Here is a 26,342-nt window from a genome sequence, read left to right as displayed (position 1 = left end):
GCCGCGCAAGCGGATACCGCTCGCACTCAGCGCCCGGGCGCCCGGATCCGCGACGAACCATGAGCCATGCATGACCCTGCCGAGATCGAAGACCGAGCCATCGAATGAGTCGCGCGGAGCGCTGGCGCTCCTGAGCCTGCTGCTCGCCCTGCTCCTTTCGCCCGCATTTGCCCGCGCCGAGCCTCTCGACACCGCGCCGCGCACCGCTGTGGTTTCCGCCTTCGAGCCGGAATGGCTGGAGCTGCAGAAAAGCCTCGAAGGCCGCGAGGAGCATCTGATCGGCGGCACCGTATTCCTGACCGGGACGATCGCGGGCAAGCCGGTGGTGCTCTATCTGAGCGGCATCAGCATGGTCAATGCCGCCATGACCACCCAGAGCGTTTTCGACCATTTCAACATCCGGCGGCTGGTGTTTTCCGGCATCGCCGGCGGCGCCGACCCCAGCCTCAAGATCGGCGATGTCGTCGTGCCGCAGGCTTGGAGCCAGTATCTGGAGTCGGTGTTCGCGCGCGAGACCGGCGGCGACTATAAGCTCCCCTCCTATGCCGAGCGCACGACGCCGAATTTCAACATGGTCTTTCCGCAGCCGGTCGGAATCGCCAGGGGACCGGGCAAGATCGAAAAGGTGAAGTGGTTCGAGGCCGATCCCGCCCTCCTGCGCGTCGCGCAAAAGATCGAGGGCCAGGGTCTGGCGCAATGCACCGCCGCCAAGGCCTGCCTCGATCACCAGCCGCGTCTGATCGTCGGCGGCAAGGGGGTCTCGGGGCAAGCCTTCGTCGACAACAAGGCCGTCCGCGAATATGCGCATGACACGTTCGGCGCGTCGGTGATCGACATGGAGAGCGCCGCCGTCGCCCATGTCGCCTACGCCAACAGCGTGCCGTTCATCGCCTTCCGCTCGCTGGCCGATCTGGCCGGCGGCGGCGCGGGCGAGAACGAGATGGGCACCTTCTTCCAACTGGCCTCGGACAATTCCGCGACCGTCGTGCGGGCGTTCCTGAAGGCGCTGCCTTAAGCGGCGCAGCATCCGCCGCGTTTGGCATCGGCGGCATCAGGTTGCGGGCCGCAACAGGCTTGCGGTTTTGCGCTGGTATTGCAGATGCCGGTTTCCGGCAGCACCAGCCGGACCTCGCGCGCGGCTTCGTGGTCGCCCGCGATCTCGGCGGCGATGGAGCGGACCTGCTCATAGCCGGTCATCATCAGGAAAGTCGGCGCGCGGCCATAGGATTTCGATCCGGCGATGAAGAAGCCGGGCTCGGGATGGGAGAGTTCGGCGGCGCCGTGCGGCGGCACCGTGCCGCAGGAATGCAGGTTAGGATCGATGAGCGGCGCGAGTCTGACGGGGGCGTCGACGGCGGCATCGAGGGCGATCCGGAGCTCGCCGGAAAGCCGCGTGTCCGGCCGGAAGCCGGTGGCGACGATGATGCGGTCGACCTCGAGGCTTATCGGCTCGCCGCGCAAGGTCGCGCCGACGCGGATGGCATCCTCCGTCCGCTCAAGGCGCTCGGCGGCGAAAGGCGCGAGCCATTCAAGGCGGCCGCTTTCGATGGCCTGCTTGGCGGCGATCCCGAGCGCGCCGCGCTCGGGCAGCGCATCATCGGCGCCGCCGCCCAGCAGCCTGTCGATCCGGTCGCGCCGCAGCGCCCAGATCAGGCGGGTGGCGGGGGCCTGCTGCTGAAGCCGCAACACGTCGAGCACGGCATTGATCGCCGAATGGCCGCCGCCGACCACCAGAATGCGCTTGCCCGCGTAGCGCCCGCGCGCCGCCCCGCTCACATCGGGGATGCCGTAGGCAACGGTCCCCGTGTCCTCGCCGGACACCGGCAGGCCATCGACACCCATCGGGTTCGGCGAATGCCAGGTGCCGGAGGCATCGATCACGGCGCGGGCTAGGCTGCGATGGCTCGCGCCCGCCGCGTCCTGCCAGCGGAGGGTGAAAGGCGCATCGGCGCGGCCGGCGTCGCACAGTTTGTCCATGCCGAGGCGCCCGATCGCCGTCACCCGGGCGCCGAAGCGGAGATGCGGCGCGATCGCCGGATGCGCGGCCAGCGGTTCGAGATAGCCGCGAACCAGCTCGCCGCCGCTCGGCAGGTGGTCCGGATCGGGCGCGCTCCAGCCGGTTTCCGCCAGCAGGGCGCGGGCCGCATCGTCGACATTATAGCGCCAGGGGGAGAACAGCCGCACATGCGACCAGTCCAGTATCGCGCTGCCCGGCCGGCCGCCGCACTCGAAGACCAGCGGCGTCAAACCGCGCGCGACAAGCTGGGCGGCCGCCGCCAGGCCCACCGGCCCCGCTCCGATCACCGCGACGGGCAAATCCTCGTTCATCTTTGTCTCCTGAGCTGGATCATCGAACCGCCGCCCGGCCGCGCACGGCGCCACCCGCCTCGTACCAGCCGCGGCTGGCATTGACGATCTTCACCACCGACAGCATCACCGGCACCTCGATCAGCACACCGACGACCGTCGCGAGCGCCGCTCCGCTATCGAAGCCGAACAGGCTGATGGCGGCGGCGACGGCCAGTTCGAAGAAATTGCTGGCGCCGATCAGGGCCGACGGCCCAGCCACGCTGTGGGTTTCGCCCGCCGCCCGGTTGAGCAGATAGGCAAGGCCCGAGGTGAAATAGACCTGGATCAGGATCGGCACCGCCAGCATGGCGATGATGAGCGGCTGCGCCAGGATCTGCTCGCCCTGGAAGCCGAACAGCAGCACCAGCGTGGCGAGCAGCGCGATCAGCGAGACCGGCTGCAAGCGGGCCAGCAGCGCGGCGAGCGCCTCCGGTCCGGCTTTGGCGAGAAGCGCGCGGCGGGCGATCTGGGCGATGACGACGGGCACAACGATATAGAGCACGACCGACAGCACCAGCGTCTCCCACGGCACCGTGATCGCCGACAATCCGAGCAGCAGCGCCACGACGGGAGCGAAGGCGAAGACCATGATGACGTCGTTGAGCGCGACCTGGCTCAGGGTGAAATGCGGCTCGCCGTCCGAGAGGTTGCTCCAGACGAACACCATCGCCGTGCAGGGCGCGGCCGCGAGCAGGATCAAACCGGCGATGTAGCTGTCGATCTGGCCGGCGGGAAGGTAAGGCGCGAACAGCCAGCCGATGAACAGCCAGCCGAGCAGCGCCATGGAAAACGGCTTCACCGCCCAGTTGATGAACAGCGTCACGCCGATGCCGCGCCAGTGCCGCCTCACCTGCGACAGCGCGGCGAAATCGATCTTCAGCAGCATCGGCACGATCATCAGCCAGATCAGCACGGCGACCGGCAGGTTGACCTTGGCGACCTCCGCCGTGCCGATGGCATGGAAGACGGACGGGAAAAGATGGCCGAGGGCGATGCCGAGCACGATGCACAGCCCGACCCAGACCGTCAGATAGCGTTCGAATTTGGACATGGTCAGGCGCTCTCGCCTTTCGCCTGCTCCCCGATGTCGTCGAGCCGCTTCTGCAAAGCGAGCCTGTCGAGGGACTGGAGCGGCACTTGCGTGAGGATGCCGATGCGCTGATAGAGCATCCGGTGCGTGTCGGCGAAGGCGAGACGCTTCTCCGCCTCCGTGCCTTCGGCGCGGCTCGGATCGGGCAGGCCCCAATGCGCCGTCATCGGCTGGCCGGGCCAGAGCGGGCAGACCTCGTTCGCGGCGTCGTCGCAAACCGTGAAAACGAAATCCATGGCCGGTGCGCCGGGCGCGGCGAACTCTTCCCAGGATTTGGAGCGCAATCCGGCGGTGTCATATTGGTTCCGGGCGAGAAGGTCCAAGGCATAGGGGTGGATCTGGCCGCGCGGCTGGCTGCCGGCGCTGAAGCCGCGAAACCGCCCGCCGCCGAGCCGATTGATGACGGCCTCCGCGATCACCGACCGGGCCGAATTATGCGTACACAGAAACAGGACATTGTAGACGCGCCCGCTCATGGCTTTTCTCCTCGGGAGCCGCAAAGCGCCTTGGCGGTGGCGAAGACGCTGCCGCAAATCTCCGGACTGCCCTGGCAGCAATCCTCGGTCAGGAACTCCAGCAATTGCCGCATCGCATCGATATTGACGGCGTAGCGGATGAAGCGCCCGTCGCGCGCAGACCGCAACAGCCCGGCGCGCTCGAGCTCCTTGAGATGGAACGAGGTGCTGGTCGGGCTGATGCCGGCCTCGTGGCCGATCTCCCCCGCCGACAGGCCGGAGGGGCCACGCCGCACCAGCATCCGGAAGATTTTGAGCCGGTGCTCCTGCGCCAGCGCCGTCAGCGCCGTGACGGCCTGTTTATCGTCCAATGGTTCAATCATTCAACGATCATTGAATGATTGGGGCTGAAAGTCAAGGCGGCGCAGGAAAGATACTGCACCGAGGGATCGCGTCGCGGACCTTAGAAAAACGCATGAGATGGAGAGGCGCACCCAGCCCTCTCCCATGGGAGAAGGTTGCGTATCGAAGGTTCTCTCCCCGTCGTCCCGGACGGCCGTCAGGCCGAGCCGGGACCCAATCATATTCCGCTATTGCTGCGGCAAGTGGAGAGGCGAGTGGGCCCCGGCTCTAACGGCCAGGGCGAAGGAATCGAAGTTTTGCAAAGGTCTTCATGGGGAGAGGGCGGCACGCGACAGCGTGCCGGGTGAGGGGGTAATGCCTCTCCGTGTGGCGACGCCCTGCCCTACCGAGAGGGATTACCCCCTCACCCTAACCCTCTCCCCTTGGGAGAGGCGACTCGGCTGCGGATTGGATTACGGGCGTCTGTTTTTCCGTCTGAAACTGCCCCGCTGCGAGGACATCAGCTCCCCTTCTTATAGGCGTCGATGATGGCTTGTCCGTCGGGGCCGGCGCGCTTCAGCCAGTCGGCGGTGAGCGTGTCGCCGATCTTCTTAAAACCATCCATCAGGGCGGGCGAGGGCGCTTCGACCTTCATGCCCTTGAGCTTGAGCTGGTCGAGATACCAGGTCGCCTTCTCACCCCACAGCTTCCAGCCGCGCGCTTCGGCGGCGGCGGCGGATGTCAGCAGGGCCTCTTTCGTCGGGGCGTCGAGGGCGTCGAATGCCGCCTTGTTGACGAAGGTGGCGTTCTTCGGGATCCAGGCCTGCGCGTCGTAGAAATAGGTCAGCGATTCCCAGACCTTGGAGTCGTAGCCCGTGCCGCCCGAGGACATGAAGGCGTTCACCACGCCGGTCGCCAGCGCCTGCGGCAGCTCGGCCGCCTGGATGGTCACCGGCTGCGCGCCGACCAGCTCGCCGATGCGCGAGGTGCCGACATTATAGGCCCGCCATTTCAGGCCCTTCATGTCGTCGACCGTCTTCAGCTCCTTCTTGGTGTAGACGCCCTGCGGCGCCCAGGGCACGGTGAACAGCAGCATCAGCCCTTGCGAGGCCAGCTTCTTCTCGATCGCGGGCTTCGACACTTTGTAGAGCTTCATCGAATCCGCGAAGCTGGTCGCCAGGAACGGCACCACGTCGACGCCGAACACCGGGTCCTCGTTCTCGTGGATCGAAAGCAGCACTTCGCCGATCTGCGCCTGTCCGGTCGCGACGGCGCGCTTGATTTCCGGCGCCTTGAACAGCGAGGCATTGGCGTGGACGGTGATCTTGAGCTTGCCGCCTGTCGCCGCTTCGACGTCCTTGGCGAAGGCGGCGAGATTTTCCGAATGCGGGTTATCGGCGGGATAGGCGGCCGGCAGGTTCCAGACCGTCTGCGCGCTGGCCGCGGTCGCTCCGGCGGCCAGGAAGACGGCCGCCGCGAGGGCGAGGCGTCGGGTGATCGGCATATGACTCTCCTTCATATGGTGCGATTGAACATCATCCTGCCTGCCCGTCATCCGGGAAAGGCATATTGCGGCAGCCACATCACGATCTGCGGGAAGATGGTGATGAGGGCGACGGCGACGACCAGCAGGAAAAAGAACGGCAGCGCGGCGAGCGCCACCGTGTTGGAATCATGCCCGCTCATGGTCTGCAGCACGAACAGGTTGAAGCCGACCGGCGGGGAGACCTCCGCCATCTCGACGATCAGCACGACGAAGATGCCGAACCAGACGAGGTCGAAGCCCGCCTTCTGCACCATCGGCAGCACAATGGCCGTGGTCAGCACGATCATCGAGATGCCGTCGAGCGCGGTGCCGAGCAGGATGTACATGATGGTCAGGGCGGTGATCAGCCCATATGGCCCGAGGCCCAGCCCGTCGACCCAGGCGGCAAGCGCAGCCGGAATGCCGGTATAGCCCATCGACTGCTTCATGAAGGCGGCGCCGGCGAGGATCAGCATGATCATGCAGGTGACGCGCGTCGTGCCCATGACGCTCGCCCAGAAGGACTGGCGGTCGAGCACGCCGCCCCACCAGGCGATGGCGAGCGAGCCGAACACACCCCAGGCGGCGCATTCCGTCGCCGTCGCCCAGCCGAGAAGCAGCGCGACGAAGACAAGTGCGATCAGCAGCGTCAGCGGGATGAGGTTGGTGGAGGCGCGCAGCTTTTCCCGGAAGGTGGTGGTCGGCTCCGGCGGCGGCATCTTGTCTTTGTTGATGACGGACCAGCCGGCGATGTAGCCGGAATAGAGCGCCATCACCAGGAAGCCGGGCAGGAAGCCCGCCAGGAAAAGCTGGATGATCGAGACATTGGCCGCGACGGCATAGATCACCATGGTGATCGAGGGCGGGATCAGGATGCCGAGCGTCCCGGCGCCCGCCAGCGAGCCCAGACTCAGCATCTCGTCATAGCCGCGCTTCTTCAGCTCCGGCAGGGCGATCTTGGCGACTGTCGCGCAAGTGGCGGCGGAGGAGCCGGAGACCGAGCCGAACAGGCCGGAGGCCAGCACGTTGACGTGCATCAGCCGCCCGGGGATGCGGTCGAGCCAGGGCGCGAGGCCGCGGAACATCTCCTCCGACAGTTTCGTGCGGTAGAGGATTTCGCCCATCCAGATGAAGAGCGGCAGCGCGGCCAGCTCCCAGGAGGCGCTGCCGCCCCAGACGGTCGTCGCGAGCACCTGTCCGGGCGGGATGCCGCCGACAAACAGCATGCCGAGCCAGCCGACCGCCAGCAGGCTGATGGCGATCCAGACACCGCCGGCGAGCAGCACGGTCAGCACGCCGAACAGGATGAGGGTGATTTCGAGAAGCTGCACACCGGACATCATCGGTTACACCGCACTCTGCACGGCGCGCTCGACGACCTCTTCGGCGGTCCGGGGAGGCTCCTTCTCGTAGCGTGGCAGGTGCCCGCGCAGCACATGCACCAGCTCATCGAGAATGGCGATGGCGAGCAGCGCCAGCCCGGCGCAATAGGATGTCTGCGGGATCCAGAGCGGCAGCGGCACGACACCCTGCGCGACGTCGTTGGTCAGCCAGGAATAATAGGTGAAGCCGAAGGCGTACCAGGTGAAATAGCCGGTGAAGGCGAGGGCGATCAGCAAGGCCCCGATCTCGAACACCTGCTTGGTGCGCCCGGTCAGCCGCTCGGTGATGAGGCCGACGCGGATCATATCGCCGGATTTGAAGGTGTGGGCGAGACCGAGAAACGCCATCGCGGCCATCGACCAGGCGGTGAATTCATCGCCGGCGGGGATGTTGATGCCGATCTGGCGGCCGATCGACAGGCCCATCATCAAGAGGAAGATCACGATCAGGAAGGCTCCGGCCAGCCAGCCCGCGCCGAGATAGAGCGCGTCCAGCGCCCGCCGCAACAGCGAGGCCTCCTCGCCAGCGTCATCCGTCATGCCATCCCCTCCGATGCGGCCCGCTCCCAGACAAAGCTCTTTGCGGTCAATGCATTGCCGGATGCAAGCATGTTGCCAACTTCGCCTCGCCCCATTGTCGAATGAATAACATCAAAGCGCCACGGTCTGCCACAGGCGGAAAAGGCGGACGGGCCGGAGACCCCACGGCGGCACGGCGCACCGGCGCGAATGCCTAAAATCTAGGCAGCGCAGGCCCGGAAAAAGGCTTAGAATCCAAATGCAACTCCGTATAAAAATCCGAAACACGCCGCGCGCTGCCGGGCGACGCGGCCTTTGAAGGAGAGGATTGCCTTGCGGGCCGTATTCGCCGACGCCAACGATACCCTCGCCGCCGTCGCGGAAAAGCTGTGGCACGCGGGAGATCCGGACCTTGTCATCAACCGCAATCCGGACGTGAAGCCGGACGCGCTTCCCGCCGTCATTGGCGATGCCGAGATCGCCATCATCGACCACACCCATCTGCCGACCCCGGTTGCGGCGGAATGCCCCGGCCTCAAGCATGTCGTCTTCCTCGGCACCGGCGCGCGCAGCTACATGAACCCCGAGGAACTGGCCGGGCGCGGCATCACCGTGCATCTCATCAAGGGGTATGGCGACACGGCGGTCGCGGAATGCGCGGTGGCGCTGATGTGGGCCGCCGCCAAGGGTTTTGCCCGCATGGACCGCCAGATGCGCGCCGGCCACTGGGTGCGCACGGATGGCGTCGAGCTGACCGGCAAGACCATCGGCCTGATCGGCTTCGGCGGCATCGCGGCGGAGGTCGCCCGCATGGCCGGCGGCTGCGGAATGAAGGTGGTGGCCTGGAACCGCAGCCCGAAACGCCATCCGGGGGTCGCGTTCCTGCCGCTCGAGCAGGTGCTCGCGGAAAGCGACGTGATCTCGCTGCATCTGCTTCTGAACGACGAGACCAAGGGCCTCATCTCCGCCAAGCGCATCGCCGGCATGAAACCGGGCGTCATTCTGGTGAATACGGCGCGCGGCGCGCTGGTCGACGAGGATGCGATGATCGCGGCGCTGCGCAGCGGCCACATCCGCCATGCCGGGCTCGACGTCTTCGCCGTGGAGCCGATGCCCGCCGGGCACGTGCTGACGACGCTGGAGAACGTCACGCTGTCGGCCCATTCCGCCTTCCGCACGCCGGAGGCCAGCGACAATCTCATCAACGCCGCCCTCGACCATTGCCGCCGCATCGCGGCGACCGGACGGTGAGCGCCACCGGCGTGAGTGCGGCGGGCGGCCGTCACGTCGCCATCATCGGAGCCGGGGCCATCGGCGTCATCAGCGCCATCGAGCTGCTGCGCGACGGCCACCGCGTCACCATCATCGACCCTGGCACGCCCGGCGGCGAGCAGGCGGCGAGCTACGGCAATGCCGGCTGGCTGTCATCGCATTCGGTGATCCCGCCCGCCGAGCCCGGCGTCTGGAAGAAGCTGCCGAAATTCCTGATGGACCCGCTCGGGCCGCTGGCGATCCGCTGGTCCTATCTGCCCAGAGCGCTGCCCTGGCTGGCGCGATATCTCTGGTCCGGCTGGACCGAGGCGAAAGTCGAGGAGACGGCGCGGGCGCTGCGCAATCTGCTGCGGGACGCGCCGCTCCTGCACAAGGCGCTCGCCGCCGAGGCTGGGCTCAGCGCGCTGATCGAACATCAGGGCCTGATGCATATCTACCCGTCGCGCGCCGATTTCGAGGCCGACAAGCTGGCCTGGGGCATCCGCAAGCGCGTCGGCATCGAATGGCTGGAACTCTCCGAGGACGAGATGCGCCAGCGCGAGCCGGAACTGCATCGGCGCTACAAATTCGGCGTGCTGGTCGAGGAGGCCGGGCGCTGCCGCGATCCGGGCGCCTATGTCGCCGGACTGGCGCGTTATGCCGGCGAACTGGGCGCGGCCTTCGTTTCGGCCAGGGCTACGGGGCTCAAGCTCGAAGGCGGCCGCGTGAAAGCCGTCGTCACCGGCGACGGCGAGATCGCCTGCGATGCCGTGGTCGTGGCGGCGGGCGCACGCTCCAAGCCGCTCTGCGCCTCCATCGGCGACCGGCTGCCGCTCGAGACCGAGCGCGGCTACCATGTCATGATCGAGGATGCGGGCACCGGCCCGCGCACGCCGGTCATGGCGTCGGATACGAAGATGGTGGCCAGCAGGATGAACAAGGGGCTGCGGGGCGCCGGGCAGGTGGAGATCGCCGGTCTCGACGCCGCTCCCGATTGGCGCCGCGCCGATATCCTGCGCGATCACTTAATCAGCATGTTCCCGAATTTGCCCAAGGACTTGCCGCCGGAAAAAATCCGCGTCTGGCTCGGCCACCGTCCGAGCATGCCGGATGGCCGCCCATGCATCGGCCATGCGCGCGCCAGCCGCGATGTGGTCTACGCCTTCGGCCACGGCCATGTCGGACTGGTGAGCTCGGCCCGCACCGGCCGCCTCGTCGCCCAGCTCATTGCGGCGCGCGAGCCGGAAATTCCGCTCGGGGCCTTCGACCCGAAGCGCTTCCTCTGACCTGCCTTCGACTGGACCCGGCTATGACCGCTCATCCGCCCTCCCCCGCCGCCCGCATCGCCAAGGGCGGCAAGGCCGTCTACGGCGCGCCGCTCGGCATCCTGATGCTGGAGGCCCGCTTTCCGCGCATCCCCGGCGACATGGGCAATGCCTCGACATGGCCGTTCCCGGTGCTCTACCGGGTGGTGCGCGGCGCCAGCCCCGAGAAAGTCGTGCTGCAAGGCGCAGCCGGTCTGCTGCCCGACTTCATCGAAGCCGCCCAGGACCTCGTCAGCCTTGGCGCGGAGGCGATCACCACCAATTGCGGCTTCCTCGCACTGTTCCAGCAGGAGCTCGCCGCCGCGGCCCGCGTGCCGGTCGCGACCTCGTCGCTGATGCAAGTGCCTTGGGTGCAGGCGACCTTGCCGCCGGGCAAGCGCGTCGGCATCGTCACCGTCTGCGGCGGGACGCTGAGCCCGGCGCATCTGCGAAGCGCGGGCGTCCCCCTCGACACGCCCGTCGCCGGCACCGAGCACGGCCAGGAGTTCTTCCGCGTCCTGATCAAGGCCGAGAAGGACGACATGGACATCGCGCTCGCCGAGCAGGATGTCGTGGAAGCCGGCAAGGCGCTGGTCGCCGGGCATCCGGAAGTCGGCGCCATCGTGCTCGAATGCACCAACATGCCGCCCTATGCCGCCGCCCTCCGGGCCGCCGTCGGACTGCCGGTCTATGACATCTATTCGATGATCACCTGGTTCCACGCCGGCCTGCGCCCGCGCGTCTTCGGCCGGGATTGACCGTCGCTTACCTTGCCGGCGCCGGTTCACAGGACAAGCGCGCTTGCGTCCCGCCGTCGATGAGGATGCAGAGGCTGCGTTGGCAGCGCTGGGCCTCACTCCCGATGGCGGCCACCTGCCCGCTGGACGTCCTCACCCCGCCGAGGCTCCGGGCCTTGGCGTAGAGCTCGCCCGCTTTGGCAAAATCGCCCTCCAGCCCGACGACGGCCATTCCCCTCAGGAAATTGGGATCGTAGGTGGCGGCAAGGCCGGCGTAGCCCTCCGCGAGCTGATAGCGCGAGGCCAGCAGCTCGAAGGTGGCGCGCGCGGCGGCGACATTGCCTTCGCGCAGCAGGCGGTAGCCCTTGGCCCGAAGCGCTTCGTGCTCCGGCCGGGCCGATGCAATGTCGGTCAGCGCGGGGGCCGCCGCGAGGCTGGCCGATTTCTGGCCGGCGATCCCGTTCGCCGTTTCCGGAATGGTGCGCACCGGCAGACCGCAGGCCCCGAGCAGCCGCGCCAGATCTTCCCCGAGCGCACCGTAGGAAATCCCGTTCGCGTCGTTGCTGATGGAGGTGCTGATGCCCACGACGGCCCCAGCGTCATTGAGCAATGGTCCTCCGCTATATCCCACGCTGATCGGCGTCTGGTGCTGCAAGCGCGTCTGCTGCCAGTTGCCCTTGATGATGCGCGAGACGGCGCCCCGGACCACCGAAGGGCGGAAGAAATTCGGGTCCTGCTCGTCGGCGACCGGCACCTCGTTCCTGACATCGGCGGCGGCCGGGAAGCCGATGGCGAAGAGGTCGGACGCCGGCTCGGGATCTTCCACGACGACGGACATCGCCTGGCCGGGAAGGTCGGACATGGCCTCGAGCAGAGCGAGATCCTTCTGCGGGAAACTCGCAAGCAGCCGTAGCGGCACCCGGCGGAGCCTGCCGCTCTCCTCCACATAGCCGATCTGGAACGTTCGGCCGCCGTCGATGACGTGATGATTGGTGGCGACGATCCGGCTTCCGCTGGCAAGGAAGGCGGAGGCGCTTCGCGTCCGATCGTCCGTCTGGACGAGGACGCGGTAGACCTCGCTGAGATGCGCCGCGACCGCCGTGCGGTGCCGCTGTGCAATATTGGCGGCCTGATTTATAGGCTGAATACTGTCAGCCGATGCGTTCGTCTGCGCTCCCACGCCGTCACTGACAAAGACCGCGAGTAGTGCGGAGAGCGCAGGAACCACGCCGAGGTATATCGGGCTGGAGGACATACGCATCCGATGGAAATTACGGATGCATTCGCCAAGAGTGAAGCAACTCAAGGTTTAATCAGATGATTTTTTGAACATAAATAGTAATATTCGCGGAATAGCGGATCTGCGCGAAAGCCGCCGGGTCTTTTGGTCAGGCTTAAGCGCATGTACGCAATGGATATTTATCGGAATGGCTTAGCCTACAGGCAATTTTCTGCGTACCGTGCCCTCGGCAATGCGCGGCTGCGAAAGTGATTAACACCACAAATTTGTAAAACTATTCGGAGCAATAGTGTCGCCGTCGATAGATCTGCTGCGTTTGGAGCGGCAAGCGAGCGGGGAGACAGTCCTCGCGGAGCGGTAGCTATGCCCCACCGCCGTGAGAGAAGCTAGCAACGCTGCCGGGAGGGGAGATCGGTTTCCGGCTCTCAGCGCCGTCCCCACGAGATCCGGCATGAGAAGGGAAATTCATAGGCCCCTGCCGGGTCTTTTTCGAACCGAGCCAGCACCCGGAGCAATTCGGCTTTTGCCTCGGCCGTCGCCTCGTCGCCGAGTGTTGCGATCACGCGGGCGAACATCTGCGGACTCGACAGCATCTGCCATATCGCCTCGAACGACGGGAACGGGATGACGCAATGGAAGATCTGCGTTTCTAACGCCGTCAATCCGGCGTCCAGCAGCATCTGCGTCTGGGCGCGGGGTTCGATGGTCATGTAGGGTGGCGTCAGTTCGTCGGTTGCATATTGCGAGAGGACGGGAAGCGCCGCCGAAAGGAGCGTGTGCTGCCGCATGTCGTCATAGGCGGCGACGCTGAATTCTCCGCCGGCCTTGAGGATCCTCGCCATCTCGCCGATCGAGCGGACGGGATCTCCCACCTGCAGCAGCCCGAACAGCGAGACGGCGGCATCGGCGGACGCACTCGCGATCGCGAGATCGTCGATGTTCATGACCTCGAAACGCGCATTGGCGATGGCGCCCGCCGCCGCCAGTTTTCTCGCCTGCCCAATCATCTCGGGCGCGATGTCCACGCCAAGCACCGACGCAGCCGGGTGGAGCACCGCTATTTCAAGGCTCGGACGCCCAAGCCCGCAAGCGAGGTCGACGATGAATGCCTGCGGCGGGAATGCGACGCGGGCGAGCACCGCTTCCGCAAACGGGTTCCTTGGAGACTTGGACACATCGTTCCTTAGCTGATAGGGCCGCTCACGCCTTGGCGCGTCGGACCGCATGCCGGGCCCGGCTTCTTGACCCGGCAATGCGGCAGCGAGGAGGCATCCAATGTCACTGCGGCTTCCGATAGCGAGTTTGCCGCAGGAAGCCGAAGCTCCGATGGACGCGATCGATGCAGGGGCCTGGTGCGTCGCGTTTTAGGCGAGCGAGATCGCCCGCTGCCGCCGCAAGTAAAGGATCTGGATCGTCAGGCCGATGAGCAGAGCCAGCAGCAGGCTCGCCTGCGAGCCGAGAAGAAGGGGCGACGTCAGGTCGGTCACCAGCGGGTGGCCGTCCGGAACCCGGCGCAGCGTCTCCGTCACCGTGGGCAGCATTAGCAGAAAGGCGGTGAGGCTCAAGCAGATGGTTTCGATATAGACGCCGGCACGGCCGATCCCTTGAAGCGAGCCGATGCCGTAGCCGGCGAACAGCAGCAGCAGCGTGATGATGGCGATGGCATAGCTGACCGGCTGCTTGGCGACCAGAAAGACCGTCAAGCTGCCGATCACCATGGCGGCGAAATAGACGGCGCCGGCCGTCGACCTCGGGACAATCCGGCCATGGCGCGCAAACATATAGGCGGCGGCGGGTATCGCGGGCAGGCTCCCGAGTGTGTGCAGCCAGCCAAGCGGGGAAATGTCAAACATGGGTATGCTCCTTTCTAAGAAGGGGGAAGGCCGCGACGAGGTCTCGCCTCGCCGGGCCGGCCGGGGGCCGCAGCGGCCCGGCAGTCAGCCCGTGTTGTTCAGAGCAGCCCCCGTTCGGCGCGAGCCCCCTCTGCCGGACGTTCGGCAAATTTTAGAACCATGCTTCGGGTATGGAAGCCCTCGCTCAGAACCACGCAGGACCCCTTTGTTTCCATGAGATTCGGCGCCTCCATAGCTCAACCATATAGGGGCTGGAGGCGGGGGCCGGCCATGATGGATTCACCGGAAAATTTGACCGAAACGCCGGAATTGGCGGTCTCGTTTCTGGCGCCGCACTATCGTCGGCGCGCCGCGTGATGCTCCTGAGGGTTCTTGCGCATCTGAGCGTGACCGCTAGCGAACCGGCACCTCACCGCAGGTCTCGATCGGCCATCCGGCCTATAGTCAAGGCGCTGGAGGGCGCATCCATTATGTTCGTGGTTCGCTGTCAGCTCTCACATTGCGCGCCGCAAGCGCATACCTATTCGCCTGATTGCATCAGGGGCGAGCGAACCGATCCCGGCGTCAGCCGGGAAGACCTTGCATCATTTCCACAAAGGTCCCTTGCGTGGCCTCTGAAAAGGCCGCGCAAATTTCCGCCCAGTCGCCGCAGGCAGCTACAACATCACTGGAGTCATTGCAATATGGTGGATCCAAATCCTCCGTCCGTTTTCCGTTCGCACCCCGATATCGACGAAACCGTCATCGCCCGCGCCAGCGCTTTCGTCCCGGAGCTTCGCGAGCGCTCGCAGGAAATCCACGCGCTCGGGCGCATCCCAGCCGACCTCTTTGAGCGCATCGACGCCGCCGGCCTCGTAAAACTTTCGGCGCCGCGCAGCCATGGCGGCTTCGAGGCCGACATGAAGACCCGGCACGCCACGCTCGTAGAGCTGGGCCGCGGCGACCTGTCGGTGGGGTGGATTCTCGCGCTGATGAACAACGCATCCTGGGCGCTGCATGCGCTCTATCCGAAGGCCGTCGCGGACGCGCTCGTCGCCACGCCGGGCGGCTTCCGGGCAGGCGCCACCGGCAGTCCCAGCGCGAAGGTACGCAAGGCGGCTGGCGGCTATATGATCGAGGAAGGCCAGTGGGGTTTCAACTCCGGCATCTACCACGCCTCCTGGGACGCGCTCGCTATCCCCTTGGTGGACGAGGCGGGCACCGTCATCGACCATGGCTTCGCGTTCGTGCCTGTCGAGGCCATCACCATCCTCAACGATTGGGACACAGCCGGGCTCAGGGGAACCGGCAGCTCCAGCATAAGGGTGCGCGATGTGTTCGTGCCGGAGGAGCGGGTCGCCCCGCTGTCGAAAATCCTCTCCGGTGAAATCCAGGGGGCGATCGCGACCGCTCCGGTCTTTCGCGCGTCCGTCCTGCCGCTGCTGTCGGTTACGGAATTTTCGCCGGTGCTCGGCGCGGCGCAGACGGCGCTCGATATTCTGCTCGAGCGGCTGCCGGGGCGCACGGTCCATGGCAGCAATGAGATGAAATCGGAATCTCCGGTCATCCACCTGCAAATCGGTGAAATCAGCGCCAAGATCGATGCGGCAAACCTGCTGATCCAGCGCGCCGCGGACGATATCGACCGCAATGCGCAGGCCGGGACCGAACAGATGCAGCTTCTCGACCGCGCCCGCATCCGCCGCGACATCGGCTTTGCCGCCAGGCTCGTCGCGGAAGCGGTGGACAATGCCGCCGTGATCTATGGCGCGTCGGCCGCGGCCGTGTCGAACCCGATGGGACGGGTTTGGCGCGATATCCGCACGGCGACGCTGCACGGGCTTTTGGCCGCCCCTCCGAGCCTCGAGATCTACGGCCGGCTCCGCTGCGGACAGCCGCCGAAGCAGGCCATGTATTGATGCCGTAGGCGCACCGGGGCGCCCGACGGTCTCGCCGAAAAATCCCGGCCGCTGCGCTGATTGTTAGGCCTGCGGCCGGGTTGCCCATGACGCATGCCCCGCGCCGCCGCTCTTGCAGAGGCGGCGTCGGAAAAGTCCAGGAGAACAGCGACGTGACAACAGGCGAAACCTTATTTGCGAATATCCATGCATTGGCGCCCGCGCTTGCCGCGCGAGCCCCCGAGATCGAGGCCGCGCGCCGAATGCCGCTTGACGTCGTCGCCATGCTCGATCCAAGAGGCCCGGTGGCGCAGGCGGCGCTGCGGCAAATAAAGGTCGTACACGGCCTCGATGCGGCCATCGCGGCGCCGCTCTCGGTCGCCTTCATGAATTGGCGGGATGACCCCCATGGGGGCGGTTGGCATACCTGGAATCGCGGCGTGAAGAGCTGGGAGGTCATGCAGGCCATCGCCGCCCCCCTGCCCGAAACAGCGTTGCATATCGTCGGGGAGGCGTGGTCCTCCAACCAAGGGTGGGTGGAAGGCGCTCTGGAAACGGCGACAGGGGGTCAGCATGGCGGCTGCGAGGGGCTTGCCTGCGGATCGCTGTAAAGGCGCGGTCGCCCGGCGCGAGCCATTCGGTCAGTCGCGTCCCATCCAGAGCGTATCCCCCCGCGAACCGCTTACCCGCGCCGCGCGCAGATATTGGCTCTCATCGCCATAGAGCACGTAGTTCGCCCAGTCGAAGGACAGTGGATGCGCCGAGCGGATGGCTTCGCGGCCGCGCGCCACGGCCTCGCCCACAGGCTTGTGTGCCAAGAGGCTGTCGTAGAACAGCTCCGCGAAGGTCGTGGCTTCGGCGTCGCCGACCGGCCAGAGCGTGCCGATCAAACTGCCGACGCCGCCATGGATCGCCGCTTCCGCGATGCCGGTCATCGGCGCGGCGGGATGGCTGGTGGTTTCCGGCCCGCTGCCGAGGGCGGTCTCGGGCAGGCGGCCGGAGAGACAGGCGTTGAAGATCAGGATGTTGGGCATCGGATTGATCGAATACATGTCGATGCCGGTCAGCACCTCGCCGCCCGCGCAGATCAGACCGCTTTCCTTCGGCTTCGCCGGCGAAAACGCGCCATGGCCGCAGAAATGCATGACATGCGGCCGCGTCCCCAGCAGCGCGTCGATCAGCCGGCCCTTGCGCGCCTCCCCGCCGCGCAGCAGCGTGACGGTGAAGCAGTCCGGCCGGCGCGCGGCGATCCCGGCAATGCGCTCGCCCTCTGCCTCGGCCTCCGGCAGATCGCCGGTCGGGTCGACGACCAGCAGCAGGTTGACGGGCAGCAGCAGTTCACCCAGCATCGGCCGCACGCTCGCCCGCCCCGCCGCGCGCAGGATGCGGCTGACGCCGGGCCCGGTGCTGGGCGGCGTGCCGAGCACCAGCGCCTCCCAGGGGAGCATGGCGACATCGGTGTCGATCGTGACGCAGAGCGACCGGTTCGCGGTTTCCTCGCGGATCGCCTCGCGGATGGCCTGCGGAATCAGCCGCTCGAAGATGGCTTCGGCAAGCCTCAGCCGGAGCTCCGGCGGTTGCCGGATATCGTAGATTTGGGGAAGCTGGCTGGCCAGCACATCGCCCGACAGCAGGCAGCGCTGGGTCTCGGCATAGGCGTAGCCGGCGGGACGGTAGCAGCTCAATTCGAATTCGAGCGCCCCATCCTCGGCGCGCCGTCCGAGCGAGCGCACATCGAGCTTGACCGGCTCGCGCGGCGGCGGCGGCGCGGCTGATGGCACAGGCCGCGTCTGCGGCAATCCCGCCGCATATTCCGGTGCGATCACGAGGAGCACGGCGGTGTCCTTCGCCGCCGCCCCGAGAATTTCGGACCGCAAGGCGGGGTCGGCGAGGTCTTTCGCCTCCTGCTCCAGCGCGCTAAGGATTTGCCGGTGCCGGTCCGCGTCGCATTCGCAGAGGGTGATGAGCGGCAGCGGCGCCGCGCCATGGACGCCCGCCCCGCTCAGCGCCGAGCGGAGGCAGCCTCGGATCAGTTGCCGGGCGAGCAGGCCGGGATCGTCCGCCGCGCCCGCCAGCGACAGGACGGTGGCCAGGCTGCGCAGCTTGAATTGCAGGGCATATTCGAAGCCATAGAGGCCGAGCGCTTGCAGCGCGCCGTCGACCAGCAATTTGCGGTCGGCCGTCGTGGCGCTGGCGTCGAGCGCGTCGGCGGAACCGAGGCCGACCAGCAGGATATATTCATAGGACAATGTGCCCTCGACCAGGGGAATGAGGTTGGTCGCGCCGAGGCGGAGGTCGAGCCGGCCGCCCTTTTGCAGCCGTTGCAGAATGCCGCCGCTCTGCCGGTCGATCTCGACGCCGGCGGTGGAGCGGAACATGGCGTCGAGCAATCCCAGCACCAGCACCTCGGCGGTGCGTCCGGCGATGTCGCCATGGGTGACGGCGACGCGCAGCCGGAGCGCCGACGCGACAGGCGAGGGCGCGGGTTCCGGCGCGCAGGCTCCGCGCTCGGCGAGGTCGAAGGCGAAGCCGCCGATGCGCAAGCGCTGGCCGGGAGGCCAGTCGCCGCGCCCGATCCTGCGGCCGTCGAGCAAGGTGCCATTGGCGCTGTGCATGTCGATGATCTCGACCCGACCGCCGACCACGGAAATCTTGGCGTGCAGCCGCGAGACGGTCTCGTCGGGGAGGGCAATATCCGAATTGGCCAGCCGCCCGACCAGCAGCATGGCCGGCCCCGCGACCGCCAGCTCATGCGGCCCGGTTGCGTCACCCTCCCCCTCGCGCCACCAGCGGATGAGGAATTCCGCGCCCTCGCCCGGCTCCCCTCCGGCGGCGCTCCGCCGGCGATCCACCGGCCGCGTCACGGTCGGCCGGTCGGGTGGCAGGACCCCTAGCAGCATATCGGCAGGCGGCGGCGCGCTATCGGCGGCGCGGCCTGGATCGTCGGGCTTGCCATCGCCATCGGACGCCATCGCCGCCTCGCCCCCTATTGATTGACGCTGACCCGCATCAGCAGCTTGCCGAAACCGATCTCGGCGCCGTGCTGCAAGGTCCGGAACGCATCGTCGAGCCGCGCGCCGTCCAGATAGGTGCCGTTGGTCGAGGCGAGGTCGCGCACGCACAAGCCCTTATCGGCGAAATAGCTGAGTTCGGCATGCCGGCGCGACACACGCGGATCGGGCAGCACGATATGGCAATGCTCCGCGCTGCGCCCGACGATGAAGCTCGGCAGGAACGGCCGCTGCTCGGATTGTTTGCCCGGCCCGGCGAATTCGAACATCATCGTCCGCCCTTCGGTTGTGCGGCCGGTGAACATCCAGACCCAGTCGGAAAACGCCCCGGCGCCCATTTGGGACAGCAGCAGGATCTTGATCTCGCCGAGGTCCAGCCAAGCGAAATCGAGCCGGTCCTGCTCGACCAGCTTATCGCGGATGCGGAAGATGAACTGGACGAAGCCGTCCTTGCCGATGGTGAGGCCGACCACCATGCGCACCGAGTCCGGCAGCACGCTGTCATGGATGAGCAGCGCGGCGCGCATGACTTTTTCGTCGTCCTTCAGATAGGCGACCGCGACGATGCCCGCTTCATGCAATGCCAGCTCGAGGCCGCGCTGGAAGTCGTAACTTTCGAAAAAATCGTAGAGCTTATAAATCGTTATCTGCATTCGGATTTATACTTATAGCAATCGCCAGCCAATATGGCTCCGAGTTTATGGCAAAGCCAATAGATTTCAACTCCGTATTTGGGTTTTCAGCGCCGGTAGCTGAGCTTTGGGGAAAAATAGCGCTCAGCGCTCGCGGAATGCTTGCCCGGTCAGCTTCCCTTCGCGCAGCAAACATCGCGCCTAAGCAAATCCCCCAAAGCGAACCTCCTCCGGCCGACATTCATCTTCCCAGCTTTGGACCGATCCGCTAAGAGGTGACACAATATTCCGTCCAATTTTTGCCTGATCTTTTTTAACGCGGGAGTTACGGCATGGATTTGCCATCGCGCATTTTTCAATCCACGATATTTCTGTCGCATCAGCCCGAACTGGAATCGCACGCAAGGGACATCGCCTCCTCGATCGAGGCGCGCGGGCACCGCGTGCTACGCTCCGGGCGCGGGCCAAGCGCTCCCGATCAAATCGAGCGCGCCGATGCCTTCATCTTCCTGATCACCCCCCAATCGGTCGCGCAGGGCACGCGTACCATGAGCGAATTGCAGCTCGCCCAGCAGAAATGGCCGGTGGCGGAGGATCACGTACTGCCCGTCGCGGTGGCGCGGACGAAGATTTCGGAGATACCGTCCTACCTGCGCTCGGTCGATATTCTGCAGCCCAAGGGCAATCTCGGCCTCGACATCGCCGCCCGCGTCGACCGTATCGCGGGGCGGCCGACGGCCATGATGCTGGCCGCGATCCTGGGACTGCTCGGCGCGTTTTCCGGGCTGTTTACTCTCCTGCTCATCAAGCGGCCGGGTGCGACGCTCGACAGCTTCTATATCTTCCCCGGCCTGCTGGCGGGGCTGGTGATCGGTTTCGGCGTCTGGCTGATCTCGGGCAAGCGCTGGCTGCCCGCGCTCGTTGCGGTGGTTGCGGTGCTCGTCGCCTGGGTCTGCGCCTTCGGCCTCTGGGTCGGGGCGAACGGGCAGATGGGACGGGACGCGCTGCGCTTCTTTTGCGGCGCGCTGTTCGGCGCCGTGACGCTGCTTGGGCTCGCGCTGGTGCGCGGATCGCTGCGGCGGCTCGATCTGTGGATGCTGACGGCGCTGGTCGGCGGGGCGAGCTGGATCCTGGCCGATTGGGTCGGGTGGTATGCCGGGCTGCCGGGGCGCGCCTTCTGGTGGGTGATCTGGCAGGCGCTGTTCTCGGCCTGGATCGGCTATTGGCTCGCCCAGCCGCGCGCCCGCTGAGCCCGTCAGCCGATTTGCAGCACCACGGAAAGCAGGATCGCGGCGGCGATCCCGCCCAGCACCACCGCCACGGCGAGCCATGCCGGAAAGCGCGGCGCGAGCGGCAGGGACGGTTGGTCGGCGACCGGGGCCGGGCCGACCACATTCGCCTGCGGCGCGCGCTTCGCCGGGGCCGCTTGCGGCTGCGCGGGCGGAACACGGATGTCGTTCTTCGGCTTGGGCGTGGCGCGCTGGTCGGTCGGCGGGCGCGCCGCTAGCAATGCCGACCGCCATTGCTGGATCGAAGCCGGACGCGCGCGCGGATTGAGCTGCATGGCGGCATCGATGGCGGCGAGGAAAGTCTGGCGATAAGCGCTGCCGGCGGCCTGCGCCGCGGGCACATAGGCGTCGTTCGCGGTGCGCGCGACGGCGTGCGGCGGCACCTGGTTGGTGATGAGGAAATAGAGCGTCGCGGCCATCGCATAGATGTCCGTCCACGGGCCTTGATGCTGGTCGGCACGATCCGTCGAATATTGCTCGGGCGGGGAGAAGCCGCTTTTGACGATGGCGCTCAGCATCCCGCGCCGCGCCCCGACCGCATCGCGCGCCGCGCCGAAATCGAGCAGCACCGGATCGCCGCGCTCGCGCATCAGGATATTGTCCGGCGCCACGTCGCGGTGCAGCAGGCCGTTGTCGTGGATCGTGGTCAGGGCGTCCAGCAAGGGCGGGATCAGCCGGTCGAACTCGGCCTGGGTGGCGGCGCGGTTGGAGAGCTGCCGCCACTGTTTCAGGCTTTGCCCGGCCTCGAAGGCGAGCACCATATAGCTGGTGTTGTTGGCGCGGAACAGCCGGATGACCCGGACGATATGCGGGTGGCGAAAGAAGGCGAGAGTCTGGCCCTCGTTCTCGAAGCGTTGCAGCCCCCATTCGAAATCGGAGGCCGCATCGTCCGAGCTGGGCACGATACTATGGCTGCCGACGCGGATGGCGAGGGTCGAGGGGAAATATTCCTTGATGGCGAAGACCTGGCTGCTCGCCGCGTCCAGCGCCTTGTAGGTGACGCCGAAGCCGCCCGAGCCGAGGACGTTGATGATGGTATATCGATCGATCCGAGTTCCGGCAGGCAGATTGCGGCCCGATGCCATCGCGTAAAACCCATTCAAAATAAAATCAGATGTATGCTGATGAAACTATTATCTCTTGATCGAAACGTCGAGTTTTAGGGCGCCGAGGGCGATCACGGACCGCATCCCGATCGGCAGGAAATCATCGTGGACACGCTCGCCATTGACGAAAGTGCCGTTGGACGAGCCCAGATCGCGGATCTTGACCCCATGGCCCGGGAAATAGTGGATCTCGGCATGCAGCCGCGACACCGTCGGGTCGACGATGACGACATGGCAGCGCGCCGGGTCGCGGCCAATCAGGCAGTAAGGCTTGAACGCAATCGTCGCCGAGGCCGCATTCGGACCGGCAAATTCGAAGTCGATCATCACGCCGGCGCTGTCAAAACCCGAAAAGCGCCAGACCACCCGGTCGGATGCACTGTCGTTAAACCACCAGGGCTCGCCGGACATCACTAACCTCGAATAGGCCCATAAATTGTGGCCGACGCTTACTCGACCCTACCGGGCGGGACCGCGGCGTCCAGACTATAATTTGCCGCAATTTGCACGGCGGCGTCACTATCCGAATTATAACCAAGTGGATATACGGGTGCGAAACCGTTGAAAGCCTGTCAATATTGATCTATGTTCTCCCAAATTGATGTTCGTTTTTATGTTCGAATACATTTCATGCGGGAGTGGGGAGATGCGGAATAGAACCGCTTCGTTTATTGCGCTTTGTCTCATGTTTTCAACGCCGTTGCTGACGCGCGCGGCCTCCGCCCAGACCGAAGATGTCGATCTCGTCCCCCGCTGCAGCATCGATCCGGCCGCGCGGATGGTGAATTGCGACATCCGGCTGAACACCAAGGTGCCGGACAATTTTCTGATCAAGGAGGAGAAGAGCTTCTCCGAGGTCAAGATCACCTGGCCGGACGAGCAGTCGCAGGACCTCTCCCTGTCGCGCTTCGCCGAGGACGGCGAGAAGGCCGCCTGGCTGATCATGATCGATCAGAGCCGTTCGCTCAGCACCCAGACCATCGAAGCCATCAAGCGTGATTTCGGCAAGGTCATTCTGAGGAAGGGCGATAACGACCTGATCGGCATCGGCACGTTCGACCGCAGCTATAAGTCGCTGGCGCCGGTCGGCTCCTCGCAGGGCGTGCTGGAGCAGAAACTGTCGGAGATCACGCCGGTCGGCAAGGAGACCTATCTCTACGAGTCGGTCGGCACGGCCATCGACTCGCTGCGCAGCGTCCGCGCCGACCGCAAGGCGCTGGTCATCGTCACGGACGGCCTCGCCGAGGACCCCGATCCCGAGGGCGCCCGCTTCAACGTCATCAACAAGGCCATCGACCCCGACAACAACGTCGTCATCTACACCGTGACCTACGCCCAGGGGCAGATCGACGGCTCGGTTTTCGACAAGATGAAGCAGCTCGCCGAACGCACCGGCGGCCCGTCGCGCCAGGCCAATCTGAAACAGGGCTCGGTCCTGTCCGACGCCTATGCCGACCGCTTCTACGAGTTCTTGAAGAATGGCGGCTCGATCAGCTTCCCGCTGCGCACACTGGAGAAGGACGAGACCGTCAAATTCTCCATTTCGACCACTTTCGAAGGCGCAGGCGGCCTGGCGAATATGGAAAGGCCGGTCCAGCTCCCCTATTACGGGCCCCCGGTTCCGGAAGGGTTTTTCCGCAATATTGTCGCCAGCTTCGAACGGGTGTTCGGCAAGACCGGCGGCCTTTTCGTGCTGGTTGCGCTGATCCTGGTGGTGCTGGCCCTGATCGCGCTCGCCGTCTATGTGGCCTTCTTCCGCCCGCGCCATCAACTTGTCTTAGCCGCGCACGACCTGCCCCAGTCCGGCACCATCGGCGGCTCCATCGGCATCGATATTCCCGGCGCCGATTACGGACGCGGCGGCGAGGCGGCGGACATGCCGACCAGCATCGTCGCGCCGAGGGGCGGCGGGGGCGGCTCGGGTGAGGTGTATGGCTGGCTCGAGGTCGTCGGCAGCGGCGACCGCATCCCGCTCAAGCAGACCGGCTTGCGCATCGGCCGCCACGAGGACAACGACATCCGCTTCGACGCCACCACCGTGCATCGCCGCCACGCCGTCGTCCACATGACCCCGCAGCGCGATTTCGTCATCACCGACCTGAGCGGCAGCAACGGCAATGGCGTGCAGATCAATTCGGTCCGCGTCGAGCGCGCCGAATTGAAGGACGGCGATGTCGTCCAGCTCGGCGAAGTGCGGGTGAAATTCCATGCCGCGACGATCTGACGGCGCGCCGCGGCAGTCATAATCGAAAGCAGCGCAGGCCCGCCGCCCGGAAGGGCCGTCGCTCTATTTGCATCCCAATAAATTTTGCGAGGCGCCAGATGGCAGACAAACCATTCGACTCCGAGAAGACCGTCGTCATCCGGCCAGCGGCGGACGGCGACAGGAAGACCGAAGCCTACCGCCCGCACCAGACGCCGCAGCCCGGCTATGGCGATCCCCATCCGGGCGTGGAGGCGACGACCGTGCTTAGCGGCAATCCGGGCGGCTATGGCGCGACGACGCCCGCCGGTCCGCCGCGCCAGCCCCATGGCGGCGATGCCAGCGGCCCGCTGAGGCTCACCCCGCAGACCCCGCCGGGCGGCGCGCCCACCGGGGGCGCCTCCTATACCCAGGCCGATGCAGGCGCCGAGGCCGGCTACACCCGCGTCCTGCGCCCCTCGGTCGGGGCCCCGGCCGAGCCCGGGGCGCCGTCGAAGGCCCCTGCGCCGCCCGCAGGCGGCGCCCTCGCCGCCGCCGACCTCGCCATCCTGCTGAAGGAAGGCCCCGTCGTCGGCTGGCTCGTGGTCATCGGCGGGCCGGGCAAGGGGCTGTGCCGCCCCGTCTATTACGGCAACAACACGCTCGGCCGCGACAAGGGCCAGCGCGTCCCGATCAATTTCGGCGACGATGCGATCTCGGCCGAGGAGCAGGCCTATATCCGCTATGACAGCCAGGAGCGCAAATACCTGCTCATCCCGAACCTCGCCAAATCCAACCTCGTCTCCGTCAACGAGTCGCGCCCGACCGAGCGGGTGGTGCTGTCCTACGGCGATGTCATCGGCGTCGGGCAGACGCGGCTGATGTTCATCCCGCTCTGCGGACCCAATTTCGACTGGGCCGACGTCGAGGCACAATGAGCTTTGCTTGCGAATTCGCCCTCTGCCAGACCAGGGGCCAGCGCGACTACCAGGAGGATTACTGCGAGTTCGTCGCCGCGCAGGCCGAGGCGGCCGAGCCGCCTGGCCATGGCCGGCCGCAGCGCACCGGACGCCTGCTCGCCGTGCTGGCCGACGGCATGGGCGGCCATGTCGGCGGCGCCGTCGCCAGCACCACCGCGGTGACCGCCTTCAAGGAGCGCTATTGCGGCATCGCTGGACAGACAATCGCAGCGCGCCTCGAGCTCTCGCTGCACGCCGGCAACGACGCGGTGGCGGCGCGGCGCAAGGAGGACCCTGGCCTCGACGGCATGGGCTGCACGCTGATCGGGGCGCATTTCGAGAATGCCGCGCTGCACTGGGTCAGCGTCGGCGACTCGCTGATCCTGCTCTTGCGCAACGGCCGGCTGGTGCCGCTCAACGCCGATCATTCCATGGGCCCTGAACTCGACCGCATGGCGCAGCTTCGCGAGATCACTCCGGAGCAGGCCCGCTCCGACCCGATGCGGCACGCCTTGCGCTCGGCGGTGACCGGGGCGAGGCTCGGCCTCGTCGATCTGCGCGCCGAGCCCTACGAGCTGAAGCCGGGCGACTGGATCATCATCGCCAGCGACGGGCTCGAAACGCTGAGCCGCGCCGCGATCCAGGACGTTATCGAGCGGGCGCGCGTCCGGGGCGCCCAGGCCGTCGCCAACGAGCTCGTCGACGCCGTCAACGCCGCCGGACGCCCGCGCCAGGACAATGCGACCGTGATGGCCGTCCAGGTGCTGGGGGCCCCGCATCGCGCTGCCGCCGCCGATCCCGACCGGCATCCGAGCATGACCGCGATCAAGCGCGCCGCAGCGGCGGGGCTGGCCGTCATCGCCCTGATCGTCGGCATCGTCTGGTTCAGCGGCGCCGACAATCGCGCGGCGGAGGGTCCGGACAATCCCGGGCATTTCCAGACAGAGACCCAGGATTTTGGCGAACGGGAAGAGCCTGAGCCGGTCATGCCGGGCAATACGCCAATTCCGGAAAGGAAGCAGAGCAAGAACACGAGCCACCCCCAATAACCGGACGGATACTGCAAACGCGATGCAACACGCCGTTCGTCTGCTTCATGCTTATGGATGAAGTTTAATTTCATATCATCCGTAAGGATAAGTACGCATGATATTGTATCGTATACCATGAAATCCGCGCGCTATCTTGTGCGAAAGACGATGGCTCGCTAAACTTGACGAAGTTTATATTGATATTTAT

Annotated in this window: 24 protein-coding genes; 10 read left to right on the top strand and 14 right to left on the bottom strand. The window is 66.1% G+C overall.

Annotated elements, in window-relative coordinates; translation table 11 throughout:
- The first annotated feature begins 70 nt into the window (after nucleotides 1–70).
- The gene (locus tag BLEFHOIH_RS04240) at nucleotides 71–1,015 is read left to right on the top strand and encodes a 5'-methylthioadenosine/S-adenosylhomocysteine nucleosidase (protein ID WP_088343268.1); all 945 of its coding nucleotides are present in this window, start codon (nucleotides 71–73) and stop codon (nucleotides 1,013–1,015) included.
- On the opposite strand, the gene BLEFHOIH_RS04235 is transcribed toward BLEFHOIH_RS04240, so the two are convergent.
- The 7 genes from BLEFHOIH_RS04235 to BLEFHOIH_RS04205 all read right to left on the bottom strand — a co-directional run bounded on the left by BLEFHOIH_RS04235 (nucleotide 1,012) and on the right by BLEFHOIH_RS04205 (nucleotide 7,683).
- Nucleotides 1,012–2,328 (bottom strand): NAD(P)-binding protein, encoded by a 1,317-nt coding sequence (locus BLEFHOIH_RS04235; protein WP_088343410.1) that lies wholly within the window; start codon nucleotides 2,326–2,328, stop codon nucleotides 1,012–1,014. The genes BLEFHOIH_RS04240 and BLEFHOIH_RS04235 overlap by 4 nt on opposite strands.
- Nucleotides 2,329–2,347: 19 nt before the next feature.
- On the bottom strand, nucleotides 2,348–3,400 hold the full coding sequence (gene arsB / locus BLEFHOIH_RS04230; protein WP_088343267.1) for an ACR3 family arsenite efflux transporter: 1,053 nt from the start codon (nucleotides 3,398–3,400) through the stop codon (nucleotides 2,348–2,350).
- A 2-nt stretch (nucleotides 3,401–3,402) separates the two neighbouring features.
- Nucleotides 3,403–3,915 (bottom strand): arsenate reductase ArsC, encoded by a 513-nt coding sequence (locus BLEFHOIH_RS04225; RefSeq protein ID WP_088343266.1) that lies wholly within the window; start codon nucleotides 3,913–3,915, stop codon nucleotides 3,403–3,405.
- Nucleotides 3,912–4,277 (bottom strand): metalloregulator ArsR/SmtB family transcription factor, encoded by a 366-nt coding sequence (locus BLEFHOIH_RS04220; RefSeq protein ID WP_348626025.1) that lies wholly within the window; start codon nucleotides 4,275–4,277, stop codon nucleotides 3,912–3,914. The genes BLEFHOIH_RS04225 and BLEFHOIH_RS04220 overlap by 4 nt, the downstream gene beginning before the upstream one ends.
- Nucleotides 4,278–4,756: 479 nt before the next feature.
- Nucleotides 4,757–5,740: a TRAP transporter substrate-binding protein gene (locus BLEFHOIH_RS04215; RefSeq protein ID WP_088343409.1), complete on the bottom strand. Its 984-nt coding sequence runs from the start codon at nucleotides 5,738–5,740 to the stop codon at nucleotides 4,757–4,759.
- Nucleotides 5,741–5,787: 47 nt separating this feature from the next.
- Nucleotides 5,788–7,101 (bottom strand): TRAP transporter large permease subunit, encoded by a 1,314-nt coding sequence (locus BLEFHOIH_RS04210; RefSeq protein ID WP_088343408.1) that lies wholly within the window; start codon nucleotides 7,099–7,101, stop codon nucleotides 5,788–5,790.
- Nucleotides 7,102–7,107: 6 nt separating this feature from the next.
- Entirely contained in the window at nucleotides 7,108–7,683 is a 576-nt protein-coding gene (locus BLEFHOIH_RS04205; RefSeq protein ID WP_088343264.1) for a TRAP transporter small permease, read from the bottom strand.
- A gap of 312 nt (nucleotides 7,684–7,995) precedes the next feature.
- Here BLEFHOIH_RS04205 and BLEFHOIH_RS04200 point away from each other — a divergent pair, with 312 nt between their 5' ends.
- From BLEFHOIH_RS04200 to BLEFHOIH_RS04190, 3 genes are read left to right on the top strand one after another with little or no spacing between them, the layout of a single operon-like run.
- Entirely contained in the window at nucleotides 7,996–8,913 is a 918-nt protein-coding gene (locus BLEFHOIH_RS04200) for an NAD(P)-dependent oxidoreductase (protein WP_088343263.1), read from the top strand.
- A complete protein-coding gene (locus BLEFHOIH_RS04195; protein ID WP_245296863.1) occupies nucleotides 8,910–10,199 on the top strand; it encodes an FAD-dependent oxidoreductase in 1,290 nt (429 codons plus the stop codon). The genes BLEFHOIH_RS04200 and BLEFHOIH_RS04195 overlap by 4 nt, the downstream gene beginning before the upstream one ends.
- A gap of 23 nt (nucleotides 10,200–10,222) precedes the next feature.
- Nucleotides 10,223–10,975: an aspartate/glutamate racemase family protein gene (locus tag BLEFHOIH_RS04190; RefSeq protein WP_088343262.1), complete on the top strand. Its 753-nt coding sequence runs from the start codon at nucleotides 10,223–10,225 to the stop codon at nucleotides 10,973–10,975.
- 7 nt (nucleotides 10,976–10,982) lie between these two features.
- Here the strand turns inward: BLEFHOIH_RS04190 and BLEFHOIH_RS04185 are convergent, their stop codons facing one another.
- The 3 genes from BLEFHOIH_RS04185 to BLEFHOIH_RS04175 form a co-directional block, all read right to left on the bottom strand.
- A complete protein-coding gene (locus BLEFHOIH_RS04185) occupies nucleotides 10,983–12,134 on the bottom strand; it encodes a serine protease (RefSeq protein WP_170936992.1) in 1,152 nt (383 codons plus the stop codon).
- Between the two features lie 485 nt (nucleotides 12,135–12,619).
- On the bottom strand, nucleotides 12,620–13,420 hold the full coding sequence (locus tag BLEFHOIH_RS04180; RefSeq protein ID WP_088343260.1) for a class I SAM-dependent methyltransferase: 801 nt from the start codon (nucleotides 13,418–13,420) through the stop codon (nucleotides 12,620–12,622).
- A 138-nt stretch (nucleotides 13,421–13,558) separates the two neighbouring features.
- On the bottom strand, nucleotides 13,559–14,047 hold the full coding sequence (locus BLEFHOIH_RS04175; protein WP_088343259.1) for a hypothetical protein: 489 nt from the start codon (nucleotides 14,045–14,047) through the stop codon (nucleotides 13,559–13,561).
- Between the two features lie 683 nt (nucleotides 14,048–14,730).
- On the opposite strand from BLEFHOIH_RS04175, the gene BLEFHOIH_RS04170 reads away from it, so the two are divergent.
- Nucleotides 14,731–15,945, top strand: a complete 1,215-nt coding sequence (locus tag BLEFHOIH_RS04170; RefSeq protein WP_170936991.1) for an acyl-CoA dehydrogenase family protein — start codon at nucleotides 14,731–14,733, stop codon at nucleotides 15,943–15,945.
- 86 nt (nucleotides 15,946–16,031) lie between these two features.
- Nucleotides 16,032–16,535 carry an FAD-dependent oxidoreductase gene (locus BLEFHOIH_RS27475; protein WP_125461572.1) on the top strand — a complete coding sequence of 168 codons (504 nt, stop codon included), beginning with the start codon at nucleotides 16,032–16,034 and terminating at the stop codon, nucleotides 16,533–16,535.
- Between the two features lie 30 nt (nucleotides 16,536–16,565).
- Here the strand turns inward: BLEFHOIH_RS27475 and BLEFHOIH_RS04160 are convergent, their stop codons facing one another.
- Both BLEFHOIH_RS04160 and BLEFHOIH_RS04155 read right to left on the bottom strand, forming a co-directional pair.
- Nucleotides 16,566–18,896 (bottom strand): CHAT domain-containing protein, encoded by a 2,331-nt coding sequence (locus BLEFHOIH_RS04160; RefSeq protein ID WP_088343256.1) that lies wholly within the window; start codon nucleotides 18,894–18,896, stop codon nucleotides 16,566–16,568.
- Between the two features lie 14 nt (nucleotides 18,897–18,910).
- Nucleotides 18,911–19,588: an FHA domain-containing protein gene (locus BLEFHOIH_RS04155; protein ID WP_088343255.1), complete on the bottom strand. Its 678-nt coding sequence runs from the start codon at nucleotides 19,586–19,588 to the stop codon at nucleotides 18,911–18,913.
- A 311-nt stretch (nucleotides 19,589–19,899) separates the two neighbouring features.
- Between BLEFHOIH_RS04155 and BLEFHOIH_RS04150 the strand changes: the two genes are divergently transcribed.
- Complete coding sequence (locus BLEFHOIH_RS04150) at nucleotides 19,900–20,817, top strand: toll/interleukin-1 receptor domain-containing protein (protein ID WP_088343254.1); 918 nt, start codon at nucleotides 19,900–19,902, stop codon at nucleotides 20,815–20,817.
- 5 nt (nucleotides 20,818–20,822) lie between these two features.
- Here the strand turns inward: BLEFHOIH_RS04150 and BLEFHOIH_RS04145 are convergent, their stop codons facing one another.
- The gene (locus BLEFHOIH_RS04145; RefSeq protein ID WP_088343253.1) at nucleotides 20,823–21,941 is read right to left on the bottom strand and encodes a serine/threonine-protein kinase; all 1,119 of its coding nucleotides are present in this window, start codon (nucleotides 21,939–21,941) and stop codon (nucleotides 20,823–20,825) included.
- Nucleotides 21,942–21,989: 48 nt separating this feature from the next.
- The gene (locus tag BLEFHOIH_RS04140) at nucleotides 21,990–22,373 is read right to left on the bottom strand and encodes an FHA domain-containing protein (protein WP_088343252.1); all 384 of its coding nucleotides are present in this window, start codon (nucleotides 22,371–22,373) and stop codon (nucleotides 21,990–21,992) included.
- 274 nt (nucleotides 22,374–22,647) lie between these two features.
- Between BLEFHOIH_RS04140 and BLEFHOIH_RS04135 the strand changes: the two genes are divergently transcribed.
- The 3 genes from BLEFHOIH_RS04135 to BLEFHOIH_RS04125 all read left to right on the top strand — a co-directional run bounded on the left by BLEFHOIH_RS04135 (nucleotide 22,648) and on the right by BLEFHOIH_RS04125 (nucleotide 26,152).
- A complete protein-coding gene (locus BLEFHOIH_RS04135; protein WP_170936990.1) occupies nucleotides 22,648–24,186 on the top strand; it encodes an FHA domain-containing protein in 1,539 nt (512 codons plus the stop codon).
- 98 nt (nucleotides 24,187–24,284) lie between these two features.
- Entirely contained in the window at nucleotides 24,285–25,082 is a 798-nt protein-coding gene (locus tag BLEFHOIH_RS04130; RefSeq protein WP_088343250.1) for an FHA domain-containing protein, read from the top strand.
- Nucleotides 25,079–26,152, top strand: coding sequence for a protein phosphatase 2C domain-containing protein (locus BLEFHOIH_RS04125; protein WP_088343249.1), 1,074 nt, complete (start codon nucleotides 25,079–25,081; stop codon nucleotides 26,150–26,152). Before BLEFHOIH_RS04130 ends, BLEFHOIH_RS04125 begins: the two co-directional genes overlap by 4 nt.
- Nucleotides 26,153–26,342: the final 190 nt, after the last annotated feature.

Origin of the sequence: Rhodomicrobium sp. R_RK_3 (assembly GCF_002198715.1) — a bacterium.
Lineage (GTDB): Bacteria > Pseudomonadota > Alphaproteobacteria > Rhizobiales > Rhodomicrobiaceae > R-RK-3.
This window is presented reverse-complemented; position numbering and strand designations above follow the sequence as displayed.

Coding starts and splice junctions, on each gene's coding strand:
- BLEFHOIH_RS27475 (WP_125461572.1), top strand. CDS start 16,032: ATGACGCATGCCCCGCGCCGCCGCTCTTGCAGAGGCGGCGTCGGAAAA.
- BLEFHOIH_RS04130 (WP_088343250.1), top strand. CDS start 24,285: ATGGCAGACAAACCATTCGACTCCGAGAAGACCGTCGTCATCCGGCCA.
- BLEFHOIH_RS04175 (WP_088343259.1), bottom strand. CDS start 14,047: ATGTTTGACATTTCCCCGCTTGGCTGGCTGCACACACTCGGGAGCCTG.
- BLEFHOIH_RS04215 (WP_088343409.1), bottom strand. CDS start 5,740: ATGCCGATCACCCGACGCCTCGCCCTCGCGGCGGCCGTCTTCCTGGCC.
- BLEFHOIH_RS04240 (WP_088343268.1), top strand. CDS start 71: ATGACCCTGCCGAGATCGAAGACCGAGCCATCGAATGAGTCGCGCGGA.
- BLEFHOIH_RS04220 (WP_348626025.1), bottom strand. CDS start 4,277: ATGATTGAACCATTGGACGATAAACAGGCCGTCACGGCGCTGACGGCG.
- BLEFHOIH_RS04160 (WP_088343256.1), bottom strand. CDS start 18,896: ATGGCGTCCGATGGCGATGGCAAGCCCGACGATCCAGGCCGCGCCGCC.
- BLEFHOIH_RS04235 (WP_088343410.1), bottom strand. CDS start 2,328: ATGAACGAGGATTTGCCCGTCGCGGTGATCGGAGCGGGGCCGGTGGGC.
- BLEFHOIH_RS04125 (WP_088343249.1), top strand. CDS start 25,079: ATGAGCTTTGCTTGCGAATTCGCCCTCTGCCAGACCAGGGGCCAGCGC.
- BLEFHOIH_RS04155 (WP_088343255.1), bottom strand. CDS start 19,588: ATGCAGATAACGATTTATAAGCTCTACGATTTTTTCGAAAGTTACGAC.
- BLEFHOIH_RS04180 (WP_088343260.1), bottom strand. CDS start 13,420: ATGCGGTCCGACGCGCCAAGGCGTGAGCGGCCCTATCAGCTAAGGAAC.
- BLEFHOIH_RS04145 (WP_088343253.1), bottom strand. CDS start 21,941: ATGGCATCGGGCCGCAATCTGCCTGCCGGAACTCGGATCGATCGATAT.
- BLEFHOIH_RS04210 (WP_088343408.1), bottom strand. CDS start 7,101: ATGTCCGGTGTGCAGCTTCTCGAAATCACCCTCATCCTGTTCGGCGTG.
- BLEFHOIH_RS04205 (WP_088343264.1), bottom strand. CDS start 7,683: ATGACGGATGACGCTGGCGAGGAGGCCTCGCTGTTGCGGCGGGCGCTG.
- BLEFHOIH_RS04170 (WP_170936991.1), top strand. CDS start 14,731: ATGGTGGATCCAAATCCTCCGTCCGTTTTCCGTTCGCACCCCGATATC.
- BLEFHOIH_RS04190 (WP_088343262.1), top strand. CDS start 10,223: ATGACCGCTCATCCGCCCTCCCCCGCCGCCCGCATCGCCAAGGGCGGC.
- BLEFHOIH_RS04225 (WP_088343266.1), bottom strand. CDS start 3,915: ATGAGCGGGCGCGTCTACAATGTCCTGTTTCTGTGTACGCATAATTCG.
- BLEFHOIH_RS04135 (WP_170936990.1), top strand. CDS start 22,648: ATGTTTTCAACGCCGTTGCTGACGCGCGCGGCCTCCGCCCAGACCGAA.
- BLEFHOIH_RS04140 (WP_088343252.1), bottom strand. CDS start 22,373: ATGTCCGGCGAGCCCTGGTGGTTTAACGACAGTGCATCCGACCGGGTG.
- arsB (WP_088343267.1), bottom strand. CDS start 3,400: ATGTCCAAATTCGAACGCTATCTGACGGTCTGGGTCGGGCTGTGCATC.
- BLEFHOIH_RS04150 (WP_088343254.1), top strand. CDS start 19,900: ATGGATTTGCCATCGCGCATTTTTCAATCCACGATATTTCTGTCGCAT.